This is a genomic window from Lentzea aerocolonigenes (assembly GCF_000974445.1).
Taxonomy (GTDB): Bacteria; Actinomycetota; Actinomycetes; order Mycobacteriales; family Pseudonocardiaceae; genus Lentzea; species Lentzea aerocolonigenes.
This window is the reverse complement of record NZ_BBOJ01000008.1, coordinates 1-17424: the sequence shown is the minus strand read 5'-3', so window position 1 is coordinate 17424 and position 17424 is coordinate 1. Positions and strand designations below refer to the sequence as shown.

General features: G+C 68.1%; 19 protein-coding genes. 9 read left to right on the top strand and 10 right to left on the bottom strand.

All coding sequences use genetic code 11. From position 1 onward, the window contains the following. Positions 1-12: 12 nt before the first annotated feature. Together AOM45_RS16625 and AOM45_RS16620 are read left to right on the top strand one after the other, a co-directional pair. Positions 13-1479, top strand: a complete 1467-nt coding sequence (locus tag AOM45_RS16625) for an aromatic amino acid ammonia-lyase (protein ID WP_030468393.1) — start codon at positions 13-15, stop codon at positions 1477-1479. 48 nt (positions 1480-1527) lie between these two features. Then, positions 1528-2328 carry an alpha/beta fold hydrolase gene (locus tag AOM45_RS16620; protein ID WP_201779999.1) on the top strand — a complete coding sequence of 267 codons (801 nt, stop codon included), beginning with the start codon at positions 1528-1530 and terminating at the stop codon, positions 2326-2328. A 617-nt stretch (positions 2329-2945) separates the two neighbouring features. Here the strand turns inward: AOM45_RS16620 and AOM45_RS16615 are convergent. Beyond that, complete coding sequence (locus AOM45_RS16615; RefSeq protein WP_030468395.1) at positions 2946-3230, bottom strand: MoaD/ThiS family protein; 285 nt, start codon at positions 3228-3230, stop codon at positions 2946-2948. 31 nt (positions 3231-3261) lie between these two features. Next, entirely contained in the window at positions 3262-4341 is a 1080-nt protein-coding gene (locus AOM45_RS16610) for a WD40/YVTN/BNR-like repeat-containing protein (protein WP_030468396.1), read from the bottom strand. Positions 4342-4483: 142 nt separating this feature from the next. Here AOM45_RS16610 and AOM45_RS16605 point away from each other — a divergent pair, with 142 nt between their 5' ends. Continuing rightward, a complete protein-coding gene (locus tag AOM45_RS16605) occupies positions 4484-6166 on the top strand; it encodes an acyl-CoA dehydrogenase family protein (protein WP_030468397.1) in 1683 nt (560 codons plus the stop codon). Here AOM45_RS16605 and AOM45_RS16600 read toward each other — a convergent pair. Beyond that, entirely contained in the window at positions 6163-6792 is a 630-nt protein-coding gene (locus tag AOM45_RS16600; RefSeq protein ID WP_051783626.1) for a TetR/AcrR family transcriptional regulator C-terminal domain-containing protein, read from the bottom strand. The two genes, AOM45_RS16605 and AOM45_RS16600, sit on opposite strands and share 4 nt — an antisense overlap. A 68-nt stretch (positions 6793-6860) precedes the next feature. On the opposite strand from AOM45_RS16600, the gene AOM45_RS16595 reads away from it, so the two are divergent. Next, the gene (locus AOM45_RS16595; RefSeq protein ID WP_030468399.1) at positions 6861-7301 is read left to right on the top strand and encodes an ester cyclase; all 441 of its coding nucleotides are present in this window, start codon (positions 6861-6863) and stop codon (positions 7299-7301) included. Here AOM45_RS16595 and AOM45_RS16590 read toward each other — a convergent pair. From AOM45_RS16590 to AOM45_RS16570, 5 genes are all read right to left on the bottom strand, one after another. Then, positions 7298-8197: an asparaginase gene (locus AOM45_RS16590; RefSeq protein WP_236703715.1), complete on the bottom strand. Its 900-nt coding sequence runs from the start codon at positions 8195-8197 to the stop codon at positions 7298-7300. The two genes, AOM45_RS16595 and AOM45_RS16590, sit on opposite strands and share 4 nt — an antisense overlap. Further along, entirely contained in the window at positions 8178-8945 is a 768-nt protein-coding gene (locus tag AOM45_RS16585; RefSeq protein ID WP_035910471.1) for an amino acid ABC transporter permease, read from the bottom strand. The genes AOM45_RS16590 and AOM45_RS16585 overlap by 20 nt, the downstream gene beginning before the upstream one ends. Beyond that, a complete protein-coding gene (locus tag AOM45_RS16580) occupies positions 8945-9559 on the bottom strand; it encodes an amino acid ABC transporter permease (protein WP_030468402.1) in 615 nt (204 codons plus the stop codon). The genes AOM45_RS16585 and AOM45_RS16580 overlap by 1 nt, the downstream gene beginning before the upstream one ends. Beyond that, on the bottom strand, positions 9556-10434 hold the full coding sequence (locus AOM45_RS16575) for a glutamate ABC transporter substrate-binding protein (protein ID WP_030468403.1): 879 nt from the start codon (positions 10432-10434) through the stop codon (positions 9556-9558). Before AOM45_RS16575 ends, AOM45_RS16580 begins: the two co-directional genes overlap by 4 nt. 110 nt (positions 10435-10544) lie before the next feature. Beyond that, positions 10545-10751, bottom strand: coding sequence for a cold-shock protein (locus AOM45_RS16570; protein WP_030468404.1), 207 nt, complete (start codon positions 10749-10751; stop codon positions 10545-10547). Positions 10752-10990: 239 nt separating this feature from the next. Here AOM45_RS16570 and AOM45_RS16565 point away from each other — a divergent pair, with 239 nt between their 5' ends. Further along, the gene (locus AOM45_RS16565) at positions 10991-11209 is read left to right on the top strand and encodes a hypothetical protein (RefSeq protein WP_030468405.1); all 219 of its coding nucleotides are present in this window, start codon (positions 10991-10993) and stop codon (positions 11207-11209) included. Between the two features lie 31 nt (positions 11210-11240). Further along, positions 11241-11975 carry a hypothetical protein gene (locus AOM45_RS16560; RefSeq protein WP_030468406.1) on the top strand — a complete coding sequence of 245 codons (735 nt, stop codon included), beginning with the start codon at positions 11241-11243 and terminating at the stop codon, positions 11973-11975. Between the two features lie 36 nt (positions 11976-12011). Here AOM45_RS16560 and AOM45_RS16555 read toward each other — a convergent pair whose 3' ends face one another. Beyond that, entirely contained in the window at positions 12012-13115 is a 1104-nt protein-coding gene (locus AOM45_RS16555; protein ID WP_030468407.1) for a sugar ABC transporter substrate-binding protein, read from the bottom strand. 229 nt (positions 13116-13344) lie between these two features. On the opposite strand from AOM45_RS16555, the gene AOM45_RS16550 reads away from it, so the two are divergent. The 3 genes from AOM45_RS16550 (at position 13345) to AOM45_RS16540 (ending at position 16866) form a co-directional block, all read left to right on the top strand. Beyond that, entirely contained in the window at positions 13345-15051 is a 1707-nt protein-coding gene (locus AOM45_RS16550) for a S8 family peptidase (RefSeq protein ID WP_030468408.1), read from the top strand. Between the two features lie 129 nt (positions 15052-15180). Continuing rightward, positions 15181-15966 carry a chitosanase gene (locus AOM45_RS16545; protein WP_030468409.1) on the top strand — a complete coding sequence of 262 codons (786 nt, stop codon included), beginning with the start codon at positions 15181-15183 and terminating at the stop codon, positions 15964-15966. Between the two features lie 111 nt (positions 15967-16077). Then, positions 16078-16866, top strand: coding sequence for a chitosanase (locus AOM45_RS16540; RefSeq protein WP_030468410.1), 789 nt, complete (start codon positions 16078-16080; stop codon positions 16864-16866). A gap of 65 nt (positions 16867-16931) precedes the next feature. On the opposite strand, the gene AOM45_RS16535 is transcribed toward AOM45_RS16540, so the two are convergent. Beyond that, a partial coding sequence (locus AOM45_RS16535) for an IS3 family transposase (RefSeq protein WP_156249728.1) occupies positions 16932-17424 on the bottom strand: 493 nt, incomplete at its 5' end.

Below are 17424 nucleotides of genomic sequence, written 5' to 3'. Positions count from 1 at the left end.
CACATTGGTGCCATGGTCGAAGACTCCCCTGTCGTGCTGGACGGTCAGTCCCTCGGCGCCGACGACGTGGTGCGCGTCGCGAGGTACCACGCGCCGGTGGCGCTGCACGACGACGGACTCTCACGGCTCGACGCGTCGTGGCACGCGAGCCAGCGTTTGGTGGTGCGCCGCCAGGTCTACGGGCGCACGACCGGTGTCGGCGCGAACCGCGACCAAATCGTCAGCACGGCGGGCTGGGCCGAGCACGGCCTGCGCCTGCTGCGCAGCCACGCGGGTGGCCTCGGCGGCATGCTCCCCGAGGAACAGGTGCGCGCGATGATGGTCGTGCGCCTCAACCAGCTCCTCGCAGGTGGCGCGGGCGTGCGCAGAGCCGTGGCCGACGCCCTGCTCGCCGCCCTGAACAGCAGCTGCTACCCCGGCGTGCACGAGTACGGCGCCATCGGCACGGGTGACCTCACCGCGCTGGCCGAAACCGGCCTGACCCTGCTCGGCGAGCGCTACTGGCTCGGCTCCACTCAGACCCCGGACCCGATCGAGCTCGACTCGGGTGACGCACTGGCGTTGATCAGCAGCAACGCCCTCACCATCGGCATCGCGGGCCTCGCCTGGCAGGACGCGCACCAGCTGCTCAAGGCCACCCACGTCGTCGCCGCGCTGTCGTTCCTCGCGGTCGACGGCGCCGTCGAGGCCTACGACGAACGCGTGCACCTGGGCCGTCCGCACCCCGGCCAGGTCGCCGTCGCCGCCGAGATGCGCCGCCTGCTCGGCGAGCCCTCCCGGCCACCGGCCCGCATCCAGGACCCGTTCGGCTACCGCTGCTTCCCGCAGATCCACGGCCCGGCCGTCGACGCCGCCACCGACCTGGGCCGCGTGCTCGACGTCGAGTTCAACGCCGCGGCGGAGAACCCGTTGATCGTCGCCGACCACTTCGGCCCAGAAGACGACGCCGCCTACCACCACGGCGCGTTCCACAGCGCGTACCTCGGCCAGGCGCTCGACCGGTTGAGGCTGTCGATGCTGCACACCGGCCACCTGTCGACCGCCCGCCTGGCGACGCTGGTCGAGCCGAACTTCACCGGCCTGCGCCCGTTCCTCGCCGAGGGCGTGCCCGGCAGCTCGGGCGTGATGATCCTCGAGTACAGCGCCAACTCAGCGCTGGCCGAGGTCCGCACCCTCGCCGAACCGGCGAGCATCGGCAACGCCGTGGTCTCGCGGGGCCAGGAGGAGAACTCGAGCTTCGCCTTCCAGTCCGCGTCCCAGGCCCTGCGTTCACTGGGCGCGTTCCGCCTGGTGCTTGCCTGCGAGGTGGTCGCCGCTGTCCGCGCCCTGCGACTGCGCGGCATCACCCCGGACACACCGGCGCTGCGGGCGGCCTTCGAAGCCGCCGAGTCGAAACTCAACCCGGACATGTCCGACCGCCAGCTCAGCCCGGACGTGGAGGTCGCGTCGAGCCTGCTCGACGACTTCGCCTCGTACTGAGGTTCAGTTGAACAAAGGTGACTCGGGCACCATGTGATGATCCTCTTCATGGGTATCGCTCATGACGAACTCGGCGACGGCGCACCACTGCTCGTCGTACCGGGAGGCCCGCTGCTCGCCCCGTCGTACCTGGGCGACCTCGGCGGACTACCCGCCCGCCTGCACCTGCTGCACCTGCGCGGCACGGGGAGGTCCGGCCCAGCGGACCCGGCGGAACTGCGCTTCGACCTGCACGTCGACGACGTCGAGGCCTACCGCTCGGCCGCGGGTTTCGACCCGGTGGACGTGCTGGCGCACTCGGCGGGCGCGTCGATCGCGATCCGGTACGCGCTGCGATACCCGTCGCACGTGCGGCGGCTGGTGCTCGTGACACCGAGCCTGCGCACCCTCGGCATCAGCGCGGACCTGACGCAACTGCGGGCGAGCGCGGAGGCCCGGTCCGATGAGCCCTGGTACCCGGAGGTGAAGAACGCGGTCGAGGCCGTGCTCGCCGGCAGCACCGCGGGAAGTGACTGGGCAGCGGTGACTCCTTTCTTCTACGGGCGTTGGGACGACACGGCCCGGGAGCACGCCCGCGCGTCCGACGCCATGCGCGTGCCCAACGCCGCCACCGCCTACTACGCGGCGGGTGCGCCGGTCGTGACGCCGGAGGAGTTGGCGGGGTTGGACGTGCCGGTGTTGCTGTTGGCTGGCGGAGTGGACGCGCTGCCCTCACCTGCGGCGGCCGAGTCGGCGGCGCGATTGTTCCGGCGGTGCGGCGTGGTGGTGCAGCCTGGGGCTGGGCACTACCCGTGGATGGACGATCCCGCGTTTTTCCGCGGTGTGATCGCCGCGTTCCTGGCGGGTTAGCTCTTCGGGGCTGGTGGGCGGTGTTGGTGGGCCGCGTTGGTGGCTGGCGGGCGCGGGCGGGCGTGGGCAGGCAGTGGTGGGCCCGCCGGTCGCGGGCTGTGGCAGTGGGGCTGTCGGCGGCTGCCAGCGGCGGTGGTGGGCGGTCGGTGGTGAGCGGCTGCCGGTCGCCGGGACGGATGCCGGTTGGCGGAGCGGATGCCAGCTGCTGGGCGGCTGCCAGTTGGTAGGGCGGCTGCCAGTTGGTAGGACGGATGCCAGTTGGTAGGACGGATGCCAGTTGGTAGGACGGATGCCAGTTGGTAGGACGGATGCCAGTTGGTAGGACGGATGCCAGTTGGTAGGACGGATGCCAGTTGGTAGGACGGATGCCAGCTGCTGGAGCGGGCGCCGGTGGTAGTGGTGCCAGCGGGTGATGTTGTGGGTGGTCGGTGGTGGGTCGTCCCGCTGGCGGCTTGTCGGTGACCACCTGTCGCCTGGAGCTGTTGGTGGCGGGAGCGGGGTGCGACGCCCAGCCCCCGCTCGGCGGTAATTGACTGGTGGGGCGAGGTGCGGCGCCATCCGCCGCCGGGTGGTGGTTGAGGGGCGGCGCCGCTGGTGGTTGGGGCGGTGGGGTGGGGTTAGCCGCCCGCTACTGAGGGGAGGATTTGGATTTCGGCGTCGGCTGGTAGTGGGGTGGCTGGGCCGGAGAGGCGGCGGCACTCCTCGCCGTTGACGTAGAAGTTCACGTAGCGGCGGAGGGTGGAGCGTTCGTCTCGCAGGCGGCGGTCCAGGCTCGGGTAGGTGTTGGCCAGCACGTCCAGGGCGGCGCCCAGGGTGGCTGGTTCTGGCACGTCCACGTCTACCTGGGAGGCGCCGTCCGTTGCTGTTCGGAGGACGCCGGGGATCAGGACCGTCACCTTCATGTCGGCACCGTCCTCGCTGGGGCGGGGCGGGTCATGCCGGGATCACCGCTGCTCGGACCGACATCACGTCTGGCAGGTGGGCGGCTACCTGGTGCCAGGTCTCGCCCTCGTCTGGGCTCGCGTAGACCTCGCCCGAGCGGGAGCCGAAGTAGACGCCGGGGACGGGGGCGTTGTCGGTGCACATCGCGTCGCGCATCACGGCGGTCCAGAAGTTGTCCGGCAGGCCTGTACCCAGGGGGTGCCAGGTGGCGCCCGCGTCGCGGGAGCGGTAGACGCGGCACTTGCCCTCCGGTGGGAAGCGGCGGGCGTCGGCCTCGATCGGGAATGTGAAGATCGTGTCCGGGTCGTGCGGGTGGACGACCATCGCGAAGCCGAAGTCGGTGGGCAGGCCGTCGGCTATGGACTGCCAGGAGTCGCCGCCGTCGTCGCTGCGGTAGACGCCGTGGTGGTTCTGGGCGTAGAAGCGGGACGCGAGGGCCGGGTGCTGGGCGACCTTGTGCACGCACTGGCCGAACTCCGGCCACGGGTCCGGCAAGAAGTACGCCTTGATGCCCTTGTTGCGGGCTTCCCAGGACTTGCCGCCGTCCGCGGTGCGGTAGACGCCGCCGGTCGACATCGCCACGAGCACCCGGTCCGGGTCGGCCGGGTCCGGCACGATCGTGTGGACGGCCTGGCCGCCGAAACCCGCCTCCCACTCCGGGCGGTGCGGGTGGTTCCAGAGGCCCTCGACGAACTCGAACGAGCGGCCGCCATCCGTCGACTTGAACAGGGCCGACGGCTGGGTGCCCGCGTACACGACGCCCGGCTGGGAGGCCGGGGCCGGTTGGAGCTGCCACACGCGTTCCAGCGCGGCGTCCTCGACCGGGAACGTGATCGGGGGCGACGACGACTCCTCCCAGGACGCGCCCAGGTCGTCCGAAATGGACACGCCCGGCCCGAAGTGCGGTGAGGACACCCCGGCCAGCAGGCGGAGGCCGGAGCGCGTGTCGAACGCGACCGCGTACACCTCCTGCATCGCGTGGTGCGGCCCGTCGACCTCCCACGTGACCCGATCCTCGCTGCGGGCGAGCCACAGCCCCTTGCGCGTACCGATCGCCACGACCACCGTCATCGCAACGCAGCCTCCTGAGGAGAGAATGTGATGCGGAGCACGTTACGCCGGGGGTCTGACAATTTCTGAGCGTGCGGGAAACCCCACGTAGACCCACAAGTTACTCACTGGTAGCGTCCGATCGGAGACGAAGGAGGCGCCAGTGCTGCTCGACCCGAACCACTACGACCCCGCCCACCTCGACGACGAGACCCGCCGCCTGCTCAGGGCGACGATCGACTGGTTCGAGGCCCGCGGCAAGCGTCAGCTCATCGCCGACGCCCAGGACAAGGTCTGGTACACCGAGTTCCTCGACTTCGTGAAGCAGGAGAAGCTCTTCGCCACCTTCTGCACGCCGAGCAGCGTCGACCCCACCAAGCGCTGGGACGCCGCCCGCAACGCCGCGTTCAGCGAGGTGCTCGGCTTCTACGGCCTCCAGTACTGGTACGCCTGGCAGGTCACGGTGCTCGGCCTCGGCCCCATCTGGATGAGCGGCAACGAAGAGGCCAAGCAGAAGGCCGCCGCGCTCCTCGACAGCGGCGCCGTCTTCGCGTTCGGCCTCTCCGAGAAGGAGCACGGCGCCGACGTCTACAGCACGGACATGATCGTCACGAAGACCGCCGACGGCTACCGGGCCAACGGCAGCAAGTACTACATCGGCAACGGCAACGTCGCCGGCATGGTCAGCGTCTTCGGCAAGATCGACGACGAGTACCTCTTCTTCGCCGTCGACAGCCAGCACGAGAACTTCAAGCTGGTCAAGAACGTCGTCGACAGCCAGATGTTCGTCAGCGAGTTCCGCCTCGAGGACTACCCGCTGACCGAGAAGGACATCCTCCACCGCGGCCCCGACGCCTTCTCCGCCGCGCTGAACACCGTCAACGTCGGCAAGTTCAACCTCTGCACCGCCAGCATCGGCATCAGCGAGCACTCCTTCTACGAGGCGATCACCCACGCCCACAACCGGATCCTCTACGGCAACCCGGTCACGAACTTCCCGCACGTGCGCCAGAACTTCGTCGACGCGTACGCGCGCCTCACCGCGATGAAGCTCTTCGCGGACAGGGCGGTGGACTACTTCCGGACCGCGGGCGAGAACGACCGCCGCTACCTCCTCTTCAACCCCATCACCAAGATGAAGGTCACGAGCGAGGGCGAGAACGTCATCGACCTGCTCTGGGACGTCATCGCCGCCAAGGGGTTCGAGAAGGACACCTACTTCACCCGCGCCACGGCCGACATCCGAGCGCTGCCCAAGCTCGAGGGCACCGTCCACGTGAACCTGGCCCTGGTGCTCAAGTTCATGCCGAACTACCTCTTCAACCCGAAGACCTACGACGAGGTCCCGTCGGTCCACGAACCGAAGGACGACGACTTCTTCTGGCACCAGGGCGCCGCGCGCGGCCTCGGCAAGATCCAGTTCCACGACTGGGAGCCGATCTACACCGAGCACGCCCACCTGCCCAACGTGCGGCTGTTCCACGAGCAGGCCAAGGCGATCAAGACCCTGCTCACCACCGCCGCGCCGGACGAGAAGCAGCAGCAGGACCTCGACTTCCTGCTCAACCTCGGCCACCTCTTCACCCTGGTCGTCTACGGCCAGCTGGTGCTGGAGCAGGCCAAGATCACCAAGACCGACGCGAACGTGCTCGACCAGATCTTCGACGTCCTGGTCCGCGACTTCGCCGGCTACGCGACCGCGCTGCACGGCAAGGCCAGCAGCACCGAGGCCCAGCAACAGTGGGCCGTGGCGCAGATCCGCAAGCCGCACGTCGACCAGGCCCGCTTCGACGCCGTCTGGCAGCAGGTCGCGCAGCTCTCCGGCCAGTACGAGATGCGCCCCTAGGACTGGTAGCGCTCCAACCCCGCGATCAGGAGTTCGAGCCCGAACTCGAACTCCTGGTCGTGGTTGAAGGTGCCCAGCTCGTCCAGCACCTCCGCGGACAACGGAAACCCCGACGCGTCAACGCCTTCGTACGGCGACAGCGCGATCCCGCCGAGCTCCGGCGAGGTGGCGACCTCCCGCATCAACGTACCGAGCAGGTACGACACCATCGCCCGCATCATCCCGACCGCGACCGGGCCGCGGAAGCCCGCCCTGTCGAAGTTCCTCAGCGCGCCCTCGATCGTGCGGAACCCGGCCTCGGTGCTCAGCCGCCGCGTCGCCAGCATCACGAACGCACGGGGATGCCGCCGCGCCAACGCCCGCACCGCCCGCGCGTGCGCCCGGATGTGGTCACGCCAGTCGTCGCTGTCGACGTGGTACGGCTGCGCGTCCGCCATGATCCGCTCGGCCGCGAGGTCCACCAGCAGCGCCTTGTTCGGCACGTGGTTGTACAGCGACATCGTGCCCGCGCCCAGCTCAGCGGCCAGGCGCCGCATCGAGACGGCCTCCACTCCCTCGCGTTCGATCAACCGCACGGCCGCATCGACGATGCGGTCGCGGGTCAACGGTTCACGTGAGGTGGCCACTGGCGGCGACCATACGGCGTGGAGTAACTTCCCTGCGACGTACGGCGTACGTAGGAGGGTCGGCCGGCATGACCGAGTCCAAGGCGCTCAGAGCGCTGCGCGAGGCGATCGTCCTGGAGCACGTGGAGTCGCGGAACGACCACGACTTCGACACCTCCCTGAACACCTTCCCCCACCCCCGGTACGAGATCGTGGCGTCCGGCCAGGTCCTCGACGGCGTGGACGAGGTCCGCGCGTACTGGCAGCGCACCCGCGCGGCGTTTCCGGACCAGCACAGCAAGGTCGTCGAGATCCACCACGCCGACGACGCCGTGATCGTCGAGTTCGAGCTGCAGGGCACGCACCTCGGCAGCCTCGTCGGCGAGGAGGTGACCGGCCGGTCGTTCAAGGTCAGGATGGTCGGTTTGTTCCTGTTCGACAAGGACGTGCTGATCTGCGAACGGGTGTACGGCGACACCGCGACCGTCATGAACCAGCTCGGAATGCTGGACCTCCCCGAGATGTTCTAGAAGGCGGTCCGCACCTGCCCGACGACCTGCCCGCCACCGAGCACCGGCACGGACAGGTGTTCCTTCGCGGGCGACACGTCGTACCCCAGCGCGGCCAGCGCCGTGAGCCCGATCGCCGTGGTGGCGCGCGGATTCCCGTCCAGCACCTTCACCGCCACCGCGTGCCCTGCCGCCGTCGCCAGCACGAGAACGCCCTCCGCGCCGCCCTTGGCCACCACGCCCGGCAGCAGCTGCATGACGACCGTGTTCACATGCCCGGTTCCTCCGACGTACTCCGGAAACCTGCGCATGGCGTCAGCAACCGGCGTGCGGACCAACCCTCGCATCGCGCGCGCCAAGCCGTGCAACGACAACGCGTACACGGGCGCACCACATCCGTCGACCGCCGTGTGCGCAACGGTCTCCCCGGACAGTTCCTCCATCGTGCGCGACACCAGCTGCTGCAACGGATGCGTCGGCTCCAGATAGGTCTGCGTCGGCCACCGCGCCTGCACGCACGCCGCCAGCATCGCCGCGTGCTTGCCGGAACAGTTCATCCGCACCCGTGACGGTTCGGTCAGCCGGTGCCGCGTCTGTTCGTCCTCGGGCCACGACTCCGGGCAGCGCAGCGACTCGACGGGCAACCCGCCGAGCAGCTGCACCACGAGCTCGACGTGCCGGTCCTCCCCCGTGTGCGAGCCGGCCGCGATCGCGAGCGTTGGCCCTTCGAGCGGTGCGCCCGCGGACAGGCAGGCCAACGCCTGGAACGGTTTCATGCACGACCGCGGCAGCACCGGGTCCTCCACCGCGCCGACCGCGACACCCACCTCACCGGACGGCAGCAGCCCGACGACGCTGCCGTGGTGCAGGCTCTCCACGAAACCGGACCTGGTGACCTCAGCGAGCAGTGCGGGCACGAGCAGCCTCCAGCCGGTGCGCCAGCCTGGACAGCGCCAGGTTGACCACGAGGTAGACGAACGCGATGACGATGAAGGTCTGGATCAGCAGACCGTTGTAGTTCGCGAGCACACGGCCGTTGAACAACAACTCCGTGTAGGAGACGACATACCCCAGCGATGTGTCCTTCAACAGACTGACGGCCTGAGTCACCAGCAACGGCGTCATGTGCCGAACGGCCTGTGGCAGCACCACGGACCGTGTCACCACACCGTCCGGCATGCCCAACGACAACCCGGCCTCGCGCTGCCCCGGATCGACGGACCCGATGCCCGCCCGGAAGATCACCGCGCAGGAGGCCGCGTGCGACAACGCCAGCGGCACCACGAGCTTCCAGAACAGCGGCAGGTTCACACCGAACGACGGCAGCACGAACAGCATCACGTACACGAGCAGCAGCACCGGAACCGTGCGCATGACCTCGGCGTACGCCCGTGTGAACCGGTTGGGCCGCAACGCGAGCAGCAAGCCGCCCGCCATCGCCAGCACCCCCGTCGCGCAGGCCGCCAGCACCGTCGACCACAGGCCGGAGAGCAGATACCGCCACACGGGCCAGGTCAGGTACGGCCTCCACCGAACCGGGTCCAGCTGCCCGTTCGCCGCGAACTGCCGCAACCCCAGCGCGAGCAGCCCCACGAGCACGAAAACGGACACCACCGAGACCCAGAAGACCCTGCGGCGGAAGCGCGGACCGGGAGCGTCGAACATCAGGCCAACCGCCGTTCCAGCGCCCGCGCGCCGAACCCGATGCCCGCGGCCATCACCAGATAACAGAGCCCAACGCCGGTGAAGACGAGCAACGGCCGTGCGAGCTCCAGGTTGATCCGTTGTGCCGCACGGGTCATGTCCACCACGCCGACGACACCGGCCAGTGCCGTCGCCATCGTCAACGCGATCGCGATGTTCGCCAACGGCTGCACAACGCGCCGGCCAGCCTGAGGAAGGATCACGTGCCGCAACGACTGACGGAACGTGAGCCCCAACGCCCGTGCGGCCTCCCCTTGCCCCAGAGCCACCGAACTCACCCCGGACCGCAGCGCCTCCGCCACGAAAGCGGCCTCGTACAGCGCGATCGCCGTGAAAGCCGTCCAGAACAACGGCATCTTCACCCCGACCTCCGGCAGCCCGAACACGAACAGCACGAGCCACGCGAGCAACGGGACGTTGCGCCACACCTCCACGTAGGTCGCACCAACGCCACGCAGCAGCGGCACCGGCACGATCCGAAGCACCGCAACGGCAAGACCGACGACAAGTGCTCCAGCGAACGACAGCAGGGTCAGCGCGACGGTGTTCAGGAAGCCTTCGAGGACCAGGCTCATGAGGCGATCGCGGGTGGCGACGGCACGTCACCGGTGACCACGGTGCCGATCGTCTGCTTCCAGACCTCCTGCCACAGCCCTGACTTGCCGATCTCCCGCAGCCAGTCGTCGACGAACTTCGTGAACTCCGCGTCGCCGTGCTTGATGCCGATGCCGTACGGGTCCTCGGTGAACGGCTCACCGACCAGCTGGAGCTCGCCGTCCTTCGCCGCGTCCGCCACCAGGATCGCCTGGTCCTGCACGTACGCCTCGCCGCGGCCCTGTTTCAACGCGGTCAGGCACTCGGGGTCGGAGCCGAACTCGACGATCTGGGCGGTGGGAGCGGCGTCGCGCACCGCCTTCACCCCGGGGGTGTTCGCGCCGACGATCACGGTCTTCCCCGCCAGGTCAGCGGGTCTGGTGATGCCGGAGGTGCCCTTGCGGACGGCGATGGACTGCCCCGACTGGTAGTACGGGCCGGCGAACGCGACGCGCTCGGCCCGTTGCGGAGTGATCGTGTACGTCTGGATGATCACGTCGACGGTGCCGTTGGCCAGCAACGGCTCGCGCGTCTCCGAGGTGGCGCTGAGCAGCTCGGTCCGCGGGCCGCCGACGATGTAGTGGGCGAGGAGCTTGCCGAGGTAGGCGTCGAAACCGGTGAGCTCGCCGCTGATCGGGTCGAGCTGCGAGAGCAACGGCGCGTCCTGGGAGCCGCCGATGAGCAGCTTGCCGCGCTTCTTGATGCGGTCGACTGCCGAGCCTGGCGTGACCTGGCCCGAGTACACGGGAGCCTTGGCCAGCAACGCGTCGATCTTGCTGCCGCCTGGCACCGCGTTCTCACCGCCGGAACATCCGGCCACGAAGAGCAACAGCGCCGCTACTAACAGTTTCCCCATGTCGGCGAAACTACTAACAGCGATCAAGAAGGCACAAGACGCGACAAAGCCGCCTGTCCGATACTGGACAAGCGGCTTTGTGACAGATCAGATGTGCTGACCAGTCAGACTCAGACGGCGCGAACGCCCTGGGCCTGCGGGCCCTTCTGGCCCTGACCGATCTCGAACTCGACCCGCTGGTTCTCCTCGAGAGCCTTGTAGCCGTTCATCTGGATCTCAGAGTAGTGGACGAACACGTCGGCGCCACCGTTGTCGGGGGAGATGAAGCCGAAGCCCTTCTCCGCGTTGAACCACTTGACGGTGCCCTGTACTGCCATCTTGCTACTTCTCCTCTAACAGGTGCCGGATCGCGCTCGCGACCACCGGGTCAAGTCACGGCGGCGCCTTCTCCGGAACCTGGAGAAACCACGCGCTCGCAACCTCGTTCCGCGAGCGGGGGTGATCCACGAACACGAAACGTACGACCTTGGACAGTCAACCACGCCTCCCCGCTCGCAGTCGAGCCATCGATCTCCACTGATACCGTGAGGTTCCAAACGAGCATGCGGAGGTACCCGTGCCCGAGCAGACGACGTTGTCGATCAAGGTTTCCGTCGCACCGCGAGTCGCCCACGGCCTGGCGCCGCTCGTCGAGAAGCTGCTGACCAAGGCCGGGTCGCGGCGTCGCAAGCGGGGCGGCGACATCATCACCAACACCTTCTCCGGCACCGCCAACGAGACCGTGATCCAGATCGGGAAGGTGCGTGGACGGGTCGACGACGATCTGGGACGGTAACCTGGAGGGTCGTTGACCCAGGGGGCCGTGCTTGACCGGCAGCGAACGACTGCTCTTCTTCTTCATCGGCTTGGTGACCACGTTCGTGTTCATCCGCATCAGCGTGCGCATGATCAGGGCGAAGGTGCGCTGGTGGCCGCGCAACATCGTGCACGGCGACACGCACGTGCATCACGTCGTGTTCGGCACCGTGCTGTTGCTCCTGTCCAGCGTCACGGGCCTCGTCATCCCGGACGACCTCTACGGCGCGAGGTGCGCCGCCGCGGCCGGGCTCGGGGTGGGCGCGGCGCTGGTGCTGGACGAGTTCGCGCTGATCCTGCACCTGAGGGACGTCTACTGGACGAAGGCGGGGCGCCTGTCCGTGGACGCCGTCTTCCTCGCCGTCGGCCTGACGGGGACGTTCCTGCTCGGCGCCCGGCCGCTGGGCTACGACGAGGTGCTCCAGCTGAACCCGGACACGACGCCGACCGACACGTTCACGGCCAGGGTGATCACCATCGGCGTGAACCTGTGCTTCGCCATCGTGGCGCTGCTCAAGGGCAAGATCTGGACGGGCCTGCTCGGCCTGCTGGTGCCGGTGGTGCCCGCGGTGGGCGCCGTGCGGCTGGCCAGGCCGGGCTCACCGTGGGCGCGCTGGCGTTACCCGGAGGGCTCGCGCAAGCTCACGCGGGCGTACCGCCGGGAGGCCCGGATCCGCCAGCCGATCATCAAGGCGAAGATCGCCGTGCAGGAGTTCATCTCGGGACGTCACGACCTGCCGGACTGAGGCTCGTGGCCTGACGCGGCAGGTCGTGACGGGGCTTCACCCTCCGAGGATGTCCTGCTGGGCGCACGCCTGGGCGACGTCTCCCGCGCACAGTTCCGCGGGCTTGACGATGCCCTCGGTCACGAGCGTCCGCACGGTGTCCTTCTTGATCAACGTCGCACCGAGCAGCACCGACTTGATGTCACGCCGGGCGACGGGATCCCGCAGGTTGCCGGTGGCGAGGTCGTCGGCACCCTCCAGGTCGCCGCGGGCGATCGCGATGGCCAGCCTGGCCGCGGCCTCGGCCTCGTCGCGCACCGGCTTGTAGACGGTGATGCACTGGTCGCCGCGCAGCACGGCGCGCAGGCCGTCCACCGTGGCGTCCTGACCGGTGACCGGGACCTTGCCCGCCAGGTTCTTCTTCTTGAGCACGGCGATGACCGCGCCGGCCAGGCCGTCGTTGGCCGCGACCACGCCGTCGACCTTGCCGCCGTTCTCGTTCAGGATCTGCTCGAACAGCTGACCGCCGAGATCGTTGTTCCAGTCCGCGACCGGCTGCGACTTCACGAGCTTCAGGGCGCCGCTGTCGTACTTCGTGGACAGCCGCGACTTCTGACCCTGGGTGAACAGCGTGGCGTTGTGGTCGGTCGGCGCGCCCTCGATCTCGATGATCTGCGCACCGGCCTTGTCGCCGAGGCACGCGAGCAGGCCGTCCGCCTGGAGCTGGCCGACGTTCACGCTGTCGAAGCCGACGTGGTACTCCGCCTGGCCGCCGAGCGTCACGCGGTCGTAGTCGATGACCGGGATGCCCGCTGCCTTCGCCTTCTTCTGCACCGCGAGGCCGCCCGCCGCCGACAACGGCGTGATCATCAGGACCTTCACCTTGCGGCGGATCATCTCGTCGGCGATCTGGGCGAACTTCGCCTCGTCGCCTTCGGCGTTCTCCATGAACGGTTCGATGTCCGCGTAGTTGAACGCCTGTGAGAGCAACGGCCGATCTTGTTCTTCCCAGCGCGTGGATGTCGTCCGGTCGGGAAGGATTACCCCGACGATTGGTTTGGGTCCACGCCCAGGCAGCGTCGGCGTGCTCTGACCAGCGTCACCGCAGGCAGAGAGGAGAAAGAGCAGGCATGCCGACGATGCCATTACCCGTCTTCGCATAAACGCGGAGTTCAGCGCTTGAATGTTGTTAAGTCAAGATTTGTTCTCATAACATCACGCTCCGCTTCCGATCGGCTACAGTTCGATTCCGTACGAAAGGCGCTGATGTCCGGCGAATTTTCGTGCGAGTGTGTCGGACTTGGGCGGCAATCGGGGGCCGCCCCGTGTTGTTGGATCCAGCCCTGACCGGGTGTGAGGAGACAGCTAGGTGAGAACGCGCAGAACCGTGATGGCGGTGGCGGCAACGGTGTCGCTGATCGCCGCGGGCACTTCGGCGGCGGGGGCAGCGCCGGCCTCTACCGCGGGCCAGCAGGACACGGAGTACACCGTCCTCCTGGAGGACCCGGGCAACCGCGACTTCGCGATCGACGCCGTGCACGCGGCGGGTGGCGAGGTCGTGCGGGACAACAAGGCCATCGGTCTGCTGACCGTGAAGGCTCCCGCGAACGGGTTCGTGGAGAAGGTGTCCGCCTCGGACGCGGTCGTCGGGGCCGCGCGGTCGAAGCCGATCGGGCACGCGCCCGCGGCGAAGGCCGAGAAGACCAAGCGGGACAACGTCGAGAAGGAGAACACGACGTCGCAGCCGGCCAAGGCTCCTGCCGCGTCGAAGTCGACGGCCGGCATGGACCCGCTGGACGGCGACCTGTGGGGCCTGAACCTCGTCCGCTCGAACATCGCGCGGGCCAAGCAGGCCGGTGACAAGCGCGTGTACGTCGGCATTCTCGACACCGGTGTGGACGGTTCCCACCCGGACATCGCGCCGAACTTCAACAACGAGCTGTCGCGCAACTTCACCGTCGACATGCCCAACGACGCCGACGGTGGAGAGTTCGACGGCCCGTGTGAGTTCCGCGGTTGCGTCGACCCGGCCAACTGGGACGACGGCGGCCACGGCACGCACGTCGCCGGCACCATCGGCGCCGCTGCCAACGGTTTCGGCATCTCCGGTGTCGCGCCGAACGTGTCGCTGGTGAACATCCGCGGTGGGCAGGACGCGGGCTCGTTCTTCCTGCAGCCCGTCGTCGACGCCCTGACCTACGGCGCCGACATCGGCCTGGACGTCATCAACATGTCGTTCTACGTCGACCCGTGGTACATGAACTGCATCAACGACTCCACGGCCACGCCGGAGGAGCAGCTGGAGCAGCGCACGATCATCGCGTCCGTGCAGCGCGCGCTGAACTACGCGCACCGCAAGGGCGTCACGCTGATCGGTGCCGCGGGCAACAACCACGAGGACCTGGGCAAGCCGCGCCAGGACGTGCAGAGCCCGAACTACCCGCCGGGTCACAACCGGCCGCGTCCGGTCGACAACGCCACCTGCCTCAACCTGCCGACCGAGGGCAACCACGTCATCTCGGTCTCGGCGCTCGGCCCGTCGACCGCGAAGTCCGACTACTCGAACTACGGTGTCGAGCAGACGGCGATCTCGGCTCCCGGCGGCTACTTCCGCGACGGCCTCGGCACGCCGTGGTACCGCACCAACGAGAACATGATCCTGTCCACCTACCCGCGCAACGTCGCCGTCGCCGAGGGCAACGTCGACGAGGCCGGCAACATCACCGAGAAGGGCCTCGCCGCCGGCGTCAAGAAGGCCGTGCAGGGCGACAAGGTCGGCTACTACCAGTTCCTGCAGGGCACCTCGATGGCCTCCCCGCACGCTGCCGGTGTCGCCGCGCTGATCGTCAGCCAGTACGGCAAGAAGGACAAGGGCCGTCCCGGTCTGACCATGGACCCGGACAAGGTCGAGAAGGTGCTCTACAAGACGGCGATCCAGCGCGCGTGCCCGAACCCGCGCACGGTCTCGTACGTCAACGTCGGTCGCACGCCGGAGTTCGACGCCACCTGTGAGGGTGACGCGAAGTTCAACGGCTTCTACGGTCACGGCATCGTGGACGCCTACGGCGCGGTGACCCGCGGCGGTCAGTTCCTGTAGTTCCGCTTGCACCACAAAGGCTCCCGGCTCCGGCCGGGAGCCTTTGCCGTGTCCGGCCCTTGCCCGTGCGAACGCTCTCACGCTACGGTGCCCCGCGTCGCCGCCGATTCCCCTGTGGAACGGAGCGTCATGAAGACGTTTTCACGGCTCGCGGCAACGGTTCTCTGCGCGGCGGTCCTGATCACTCCCGGCACCGCGCAGGCAGCGGACCTGAACGACCCCGCGCTCAAGGACATCGCGATGCAGCTGGTGTCCAGTGCGGAGAACTCCTCTTTGGACTGGCGCGCCCAGTTCGGCTACATCGAGGACATCGACGACGGCCGGGGCTACACCGCCGGCATCATCGGCTTCTGCAGCGGCACGGGCGACATGCTCGACCTCGTTCGCCTCTACCGCGACTGGAAACCCGGCAACGTGCTGGAGAAGTACCTGCCCGCACTGGAACGCGTGAACGGCACCCCGTCGCACGACGGCCTGGACCCGAACTTCCAGAACGACTGGCGCACGGCAGCGAACGACGGCACCTTCCAGGGCGCGCAGGAGCACGAACGCGACCGCGTGTACTTCACCCCCGCTGTGAACCGCGCGAAGCAGGACGGCGTGCAGGCCCTCGGCCAGTTCATCTACTACGACGCGATCGTCATGCACGGTGACGGCTGGGGCGACCTGGACTTCTCCAGCATCCGCCAGCGGGCTTTGAACTCCGGGGCCCGTCCGCCCGCCCAGGGCGGCGACGAGGTCCAGTGGCTGCACGCGTTCCTCGACGCGCGGGTCTGGACGATGAAGCAGGAGCCCGCCCACGAGGAGACCAGCCGGGTGGACACCGCGCAGCGCCGGTTCCTCGACGAGGGCAAGCTCAACCTCGAACGGCCGCTGCGGTGGCACGTCTACGGCGACTACTTCGAGATCCCCTGAGCCAAATGTCCGTTTCGCGAATTAGTAAAGACTCTTGCCAATAAAGGTATGGACCCCTTACCGTTGCTCTCACGCCGCCCGGGACCCCAATCCCTGCCCGGAGGAAAACTCGTGAAGATCTCTGGTCGCCTCGCGGCCGCACTGCTGACGTGCGCCGCGCTCATCACCACCACCGCAACGACCGCCTCTGCGGCCAACCTCGACGAACCGCGCCTCAAGGACATCGCGATGCAGATCGTGTCCAGCGCGGAGAACTCCTCTTTGGACTGGAAAGCGCAGTTCGGCTACATCGAGGACATCAAGGACGGCCGCGGCTACACCGCGGGGATCATCGGTTTCTGCAGCGGTACCGGTGACATGCTCGACCTGGTCGAGCTGTACAAGACCAAGAAACCCGGCAACGTCCTGGAGAAGTACCTTCCCGCACTGCGCAAGGTGAACGGGACGGCATCGCACTCGGGCCTCGACCCCAACTACACCAAGGACTGGAAGACCGCGGCCAAGGACTCCGTCTTCAAGGCGGCGCAGGAGTCCGAACGCGACCGCGTGTACTTCAACCCGGCCGTGAAGCAGGGCAAGGCCGACGGCGTGCGGGCACTCGGCCAGTTCGCTTACTACGACGCGATCGTCGTGCACGGCGACGGTGGCGACAAGACCAGCTTCAGCAACATCCGCAAGCGCGCGCTCGGCAAGGCGAAGCCGCCGTCGCAGGGCGGCGACGAGAAGACGTGGCTCAACGCCTTCATGGACGCCCGCGTGTGGGCCATGAAGCAGGAGGCGGCCCACGAGGACGTCTCCCGCATCGAGACCGCGCAGCGCGTGTGGCTCAAGGCCGGCAACTTCGACCTGAAGACGCCGCTGAAGTGGAAGGTCTACGGCGACAGCTACACGATCAACTGAGCTCGTGCCGGAAGAGGGGCGCTCCGATGAACTGGTCCCCGGAAGTTGGACTGGCTAAGTAAAGGTTAGGCCGCGAGGGCCTGGGCTCGGTACTCGACCGGGCTCAGGCCCTTGAGCGTGGTCGAGATACGGGTGGTGTTGTACCAGTCGATGTACTCGTGCAGAGCCACGGTGAACTCCTCGACGGTGTCGAACCTGGTGTGGTGGAACAGTTCTTCCTTCAGATGGCCGAAGAAGTTCTCGGCGATCGAGTTGTCGAGACAGTTGGCGCGCCGTGACATCGACTGGGTCAGGCACGCGTCGGCCAGCAGGGCACGCCAGGAGGCGTGCTGGTACTGGAAGCCCTGGTCGGAGTGCACCAGCGGCGCGGCCCCGGCGGGCAGGGTGGCGATCGCCTCGCGCAGCGAGGAGTTCGTCAGCTCCAGCGTCGGCGAGGGTCCGCAGGAGTAGGCGATGACGGACCGGTCGAACAGGTCGATCACGGGTGACAGGTAGACCTTGCGGTCCCCGATCCGGAACTCGGTCACGTCGGTGACCCACTTCGTGTCCGGAGCCTCG

Bases quoted from the DNA above. Each gene is read 5' to 3' on its own strand.
- AOM45_RS16575 (WP_030468403.1), bottom strand. From the start codon at position 10,434: ATGGGGAAACTGTTAGTAGCGGCGCTGTTGCTCTTCGTGGCCGGATGT.
- AOM45_RS16615 (WP_030468395.1), bottom strand. From the start codon at position 3,230: ATGAAGGTGACGGTCCTGATCCCCGGCGTCCTCCGAACAGCAACGGAC.
- AOM45_RS16580 (WP_030468402.1), bottom strand. From the start codon at position 9,559: ATGAGCCTGGTCCTCGAAGGCTTCCTGAACACCGTCGCGCTGACCCTG.
- AOM45_RS16595 (WP_030468399.1), top strand. From the start codon at position 6,861: ATGACCGAGTCCAAGGCGCTCAGAGCGCTGCGCGAGGCGATCGTCCTG.
- AOM45_RS16625 (WP_030468393.1), top strand. From the start codon at position 13: ATGGTCGAAGACTCCCCTGTCGTGCTGGACGGTCAGTCCCTCGGCGCC.
- AOM45_RS16610 (WP_030468396.1), bottom strand. From the start codon at position 4,341: ATGACGGTGGTCGTGGCGATCGGTACGCGCAAGGGGCTGTGGCTCGCC.
- AOM45_RS16570 (WP_030468404.1), bottom strand. From the start codon at position 10,751: ATGGCAGTACAGGGCACCGTCAAGTGGTTCAACGCGGAGAAGGGCTTC.
- AOM45_RS16585 (WP_035910471.1), bottom strand. From the start codon at position 8,945: ATGTTCGACGCTCCCGGTCCGCGCTTCCGCCGCAGGGTCTTCTGGGTC.
- AOM45_RS16620 (WP_201779999.1), top strand. From the start codon at position 1,528: ATGGGTATCGCTCATGACGAACTCGGCGACGGCGCACCACTGCTCGTC.
- AOM45_RS16555 (WP_030468407.1), bottom strand. From the start codon at position 13,115: ATGCGAAGACGGGTAATGGCATCGTCGGCATGCCTGCTCTTTCTCCTC.
- AOM45_RS16550 (WP_030468408.1), top strand. From the start codon at position 13,345: ATGGCGGTGGCGGCAACGGTGTCGCTGATCGCCGCGGGCACTTCGGCG.
- AOM45_RS16545 (WP_030468409.1), top strand. From the start codon at position 15,181: ATGAAGACGTTTTCACGGCTCGCGGCAACGGTTCTCTGCGCGGCGGTC.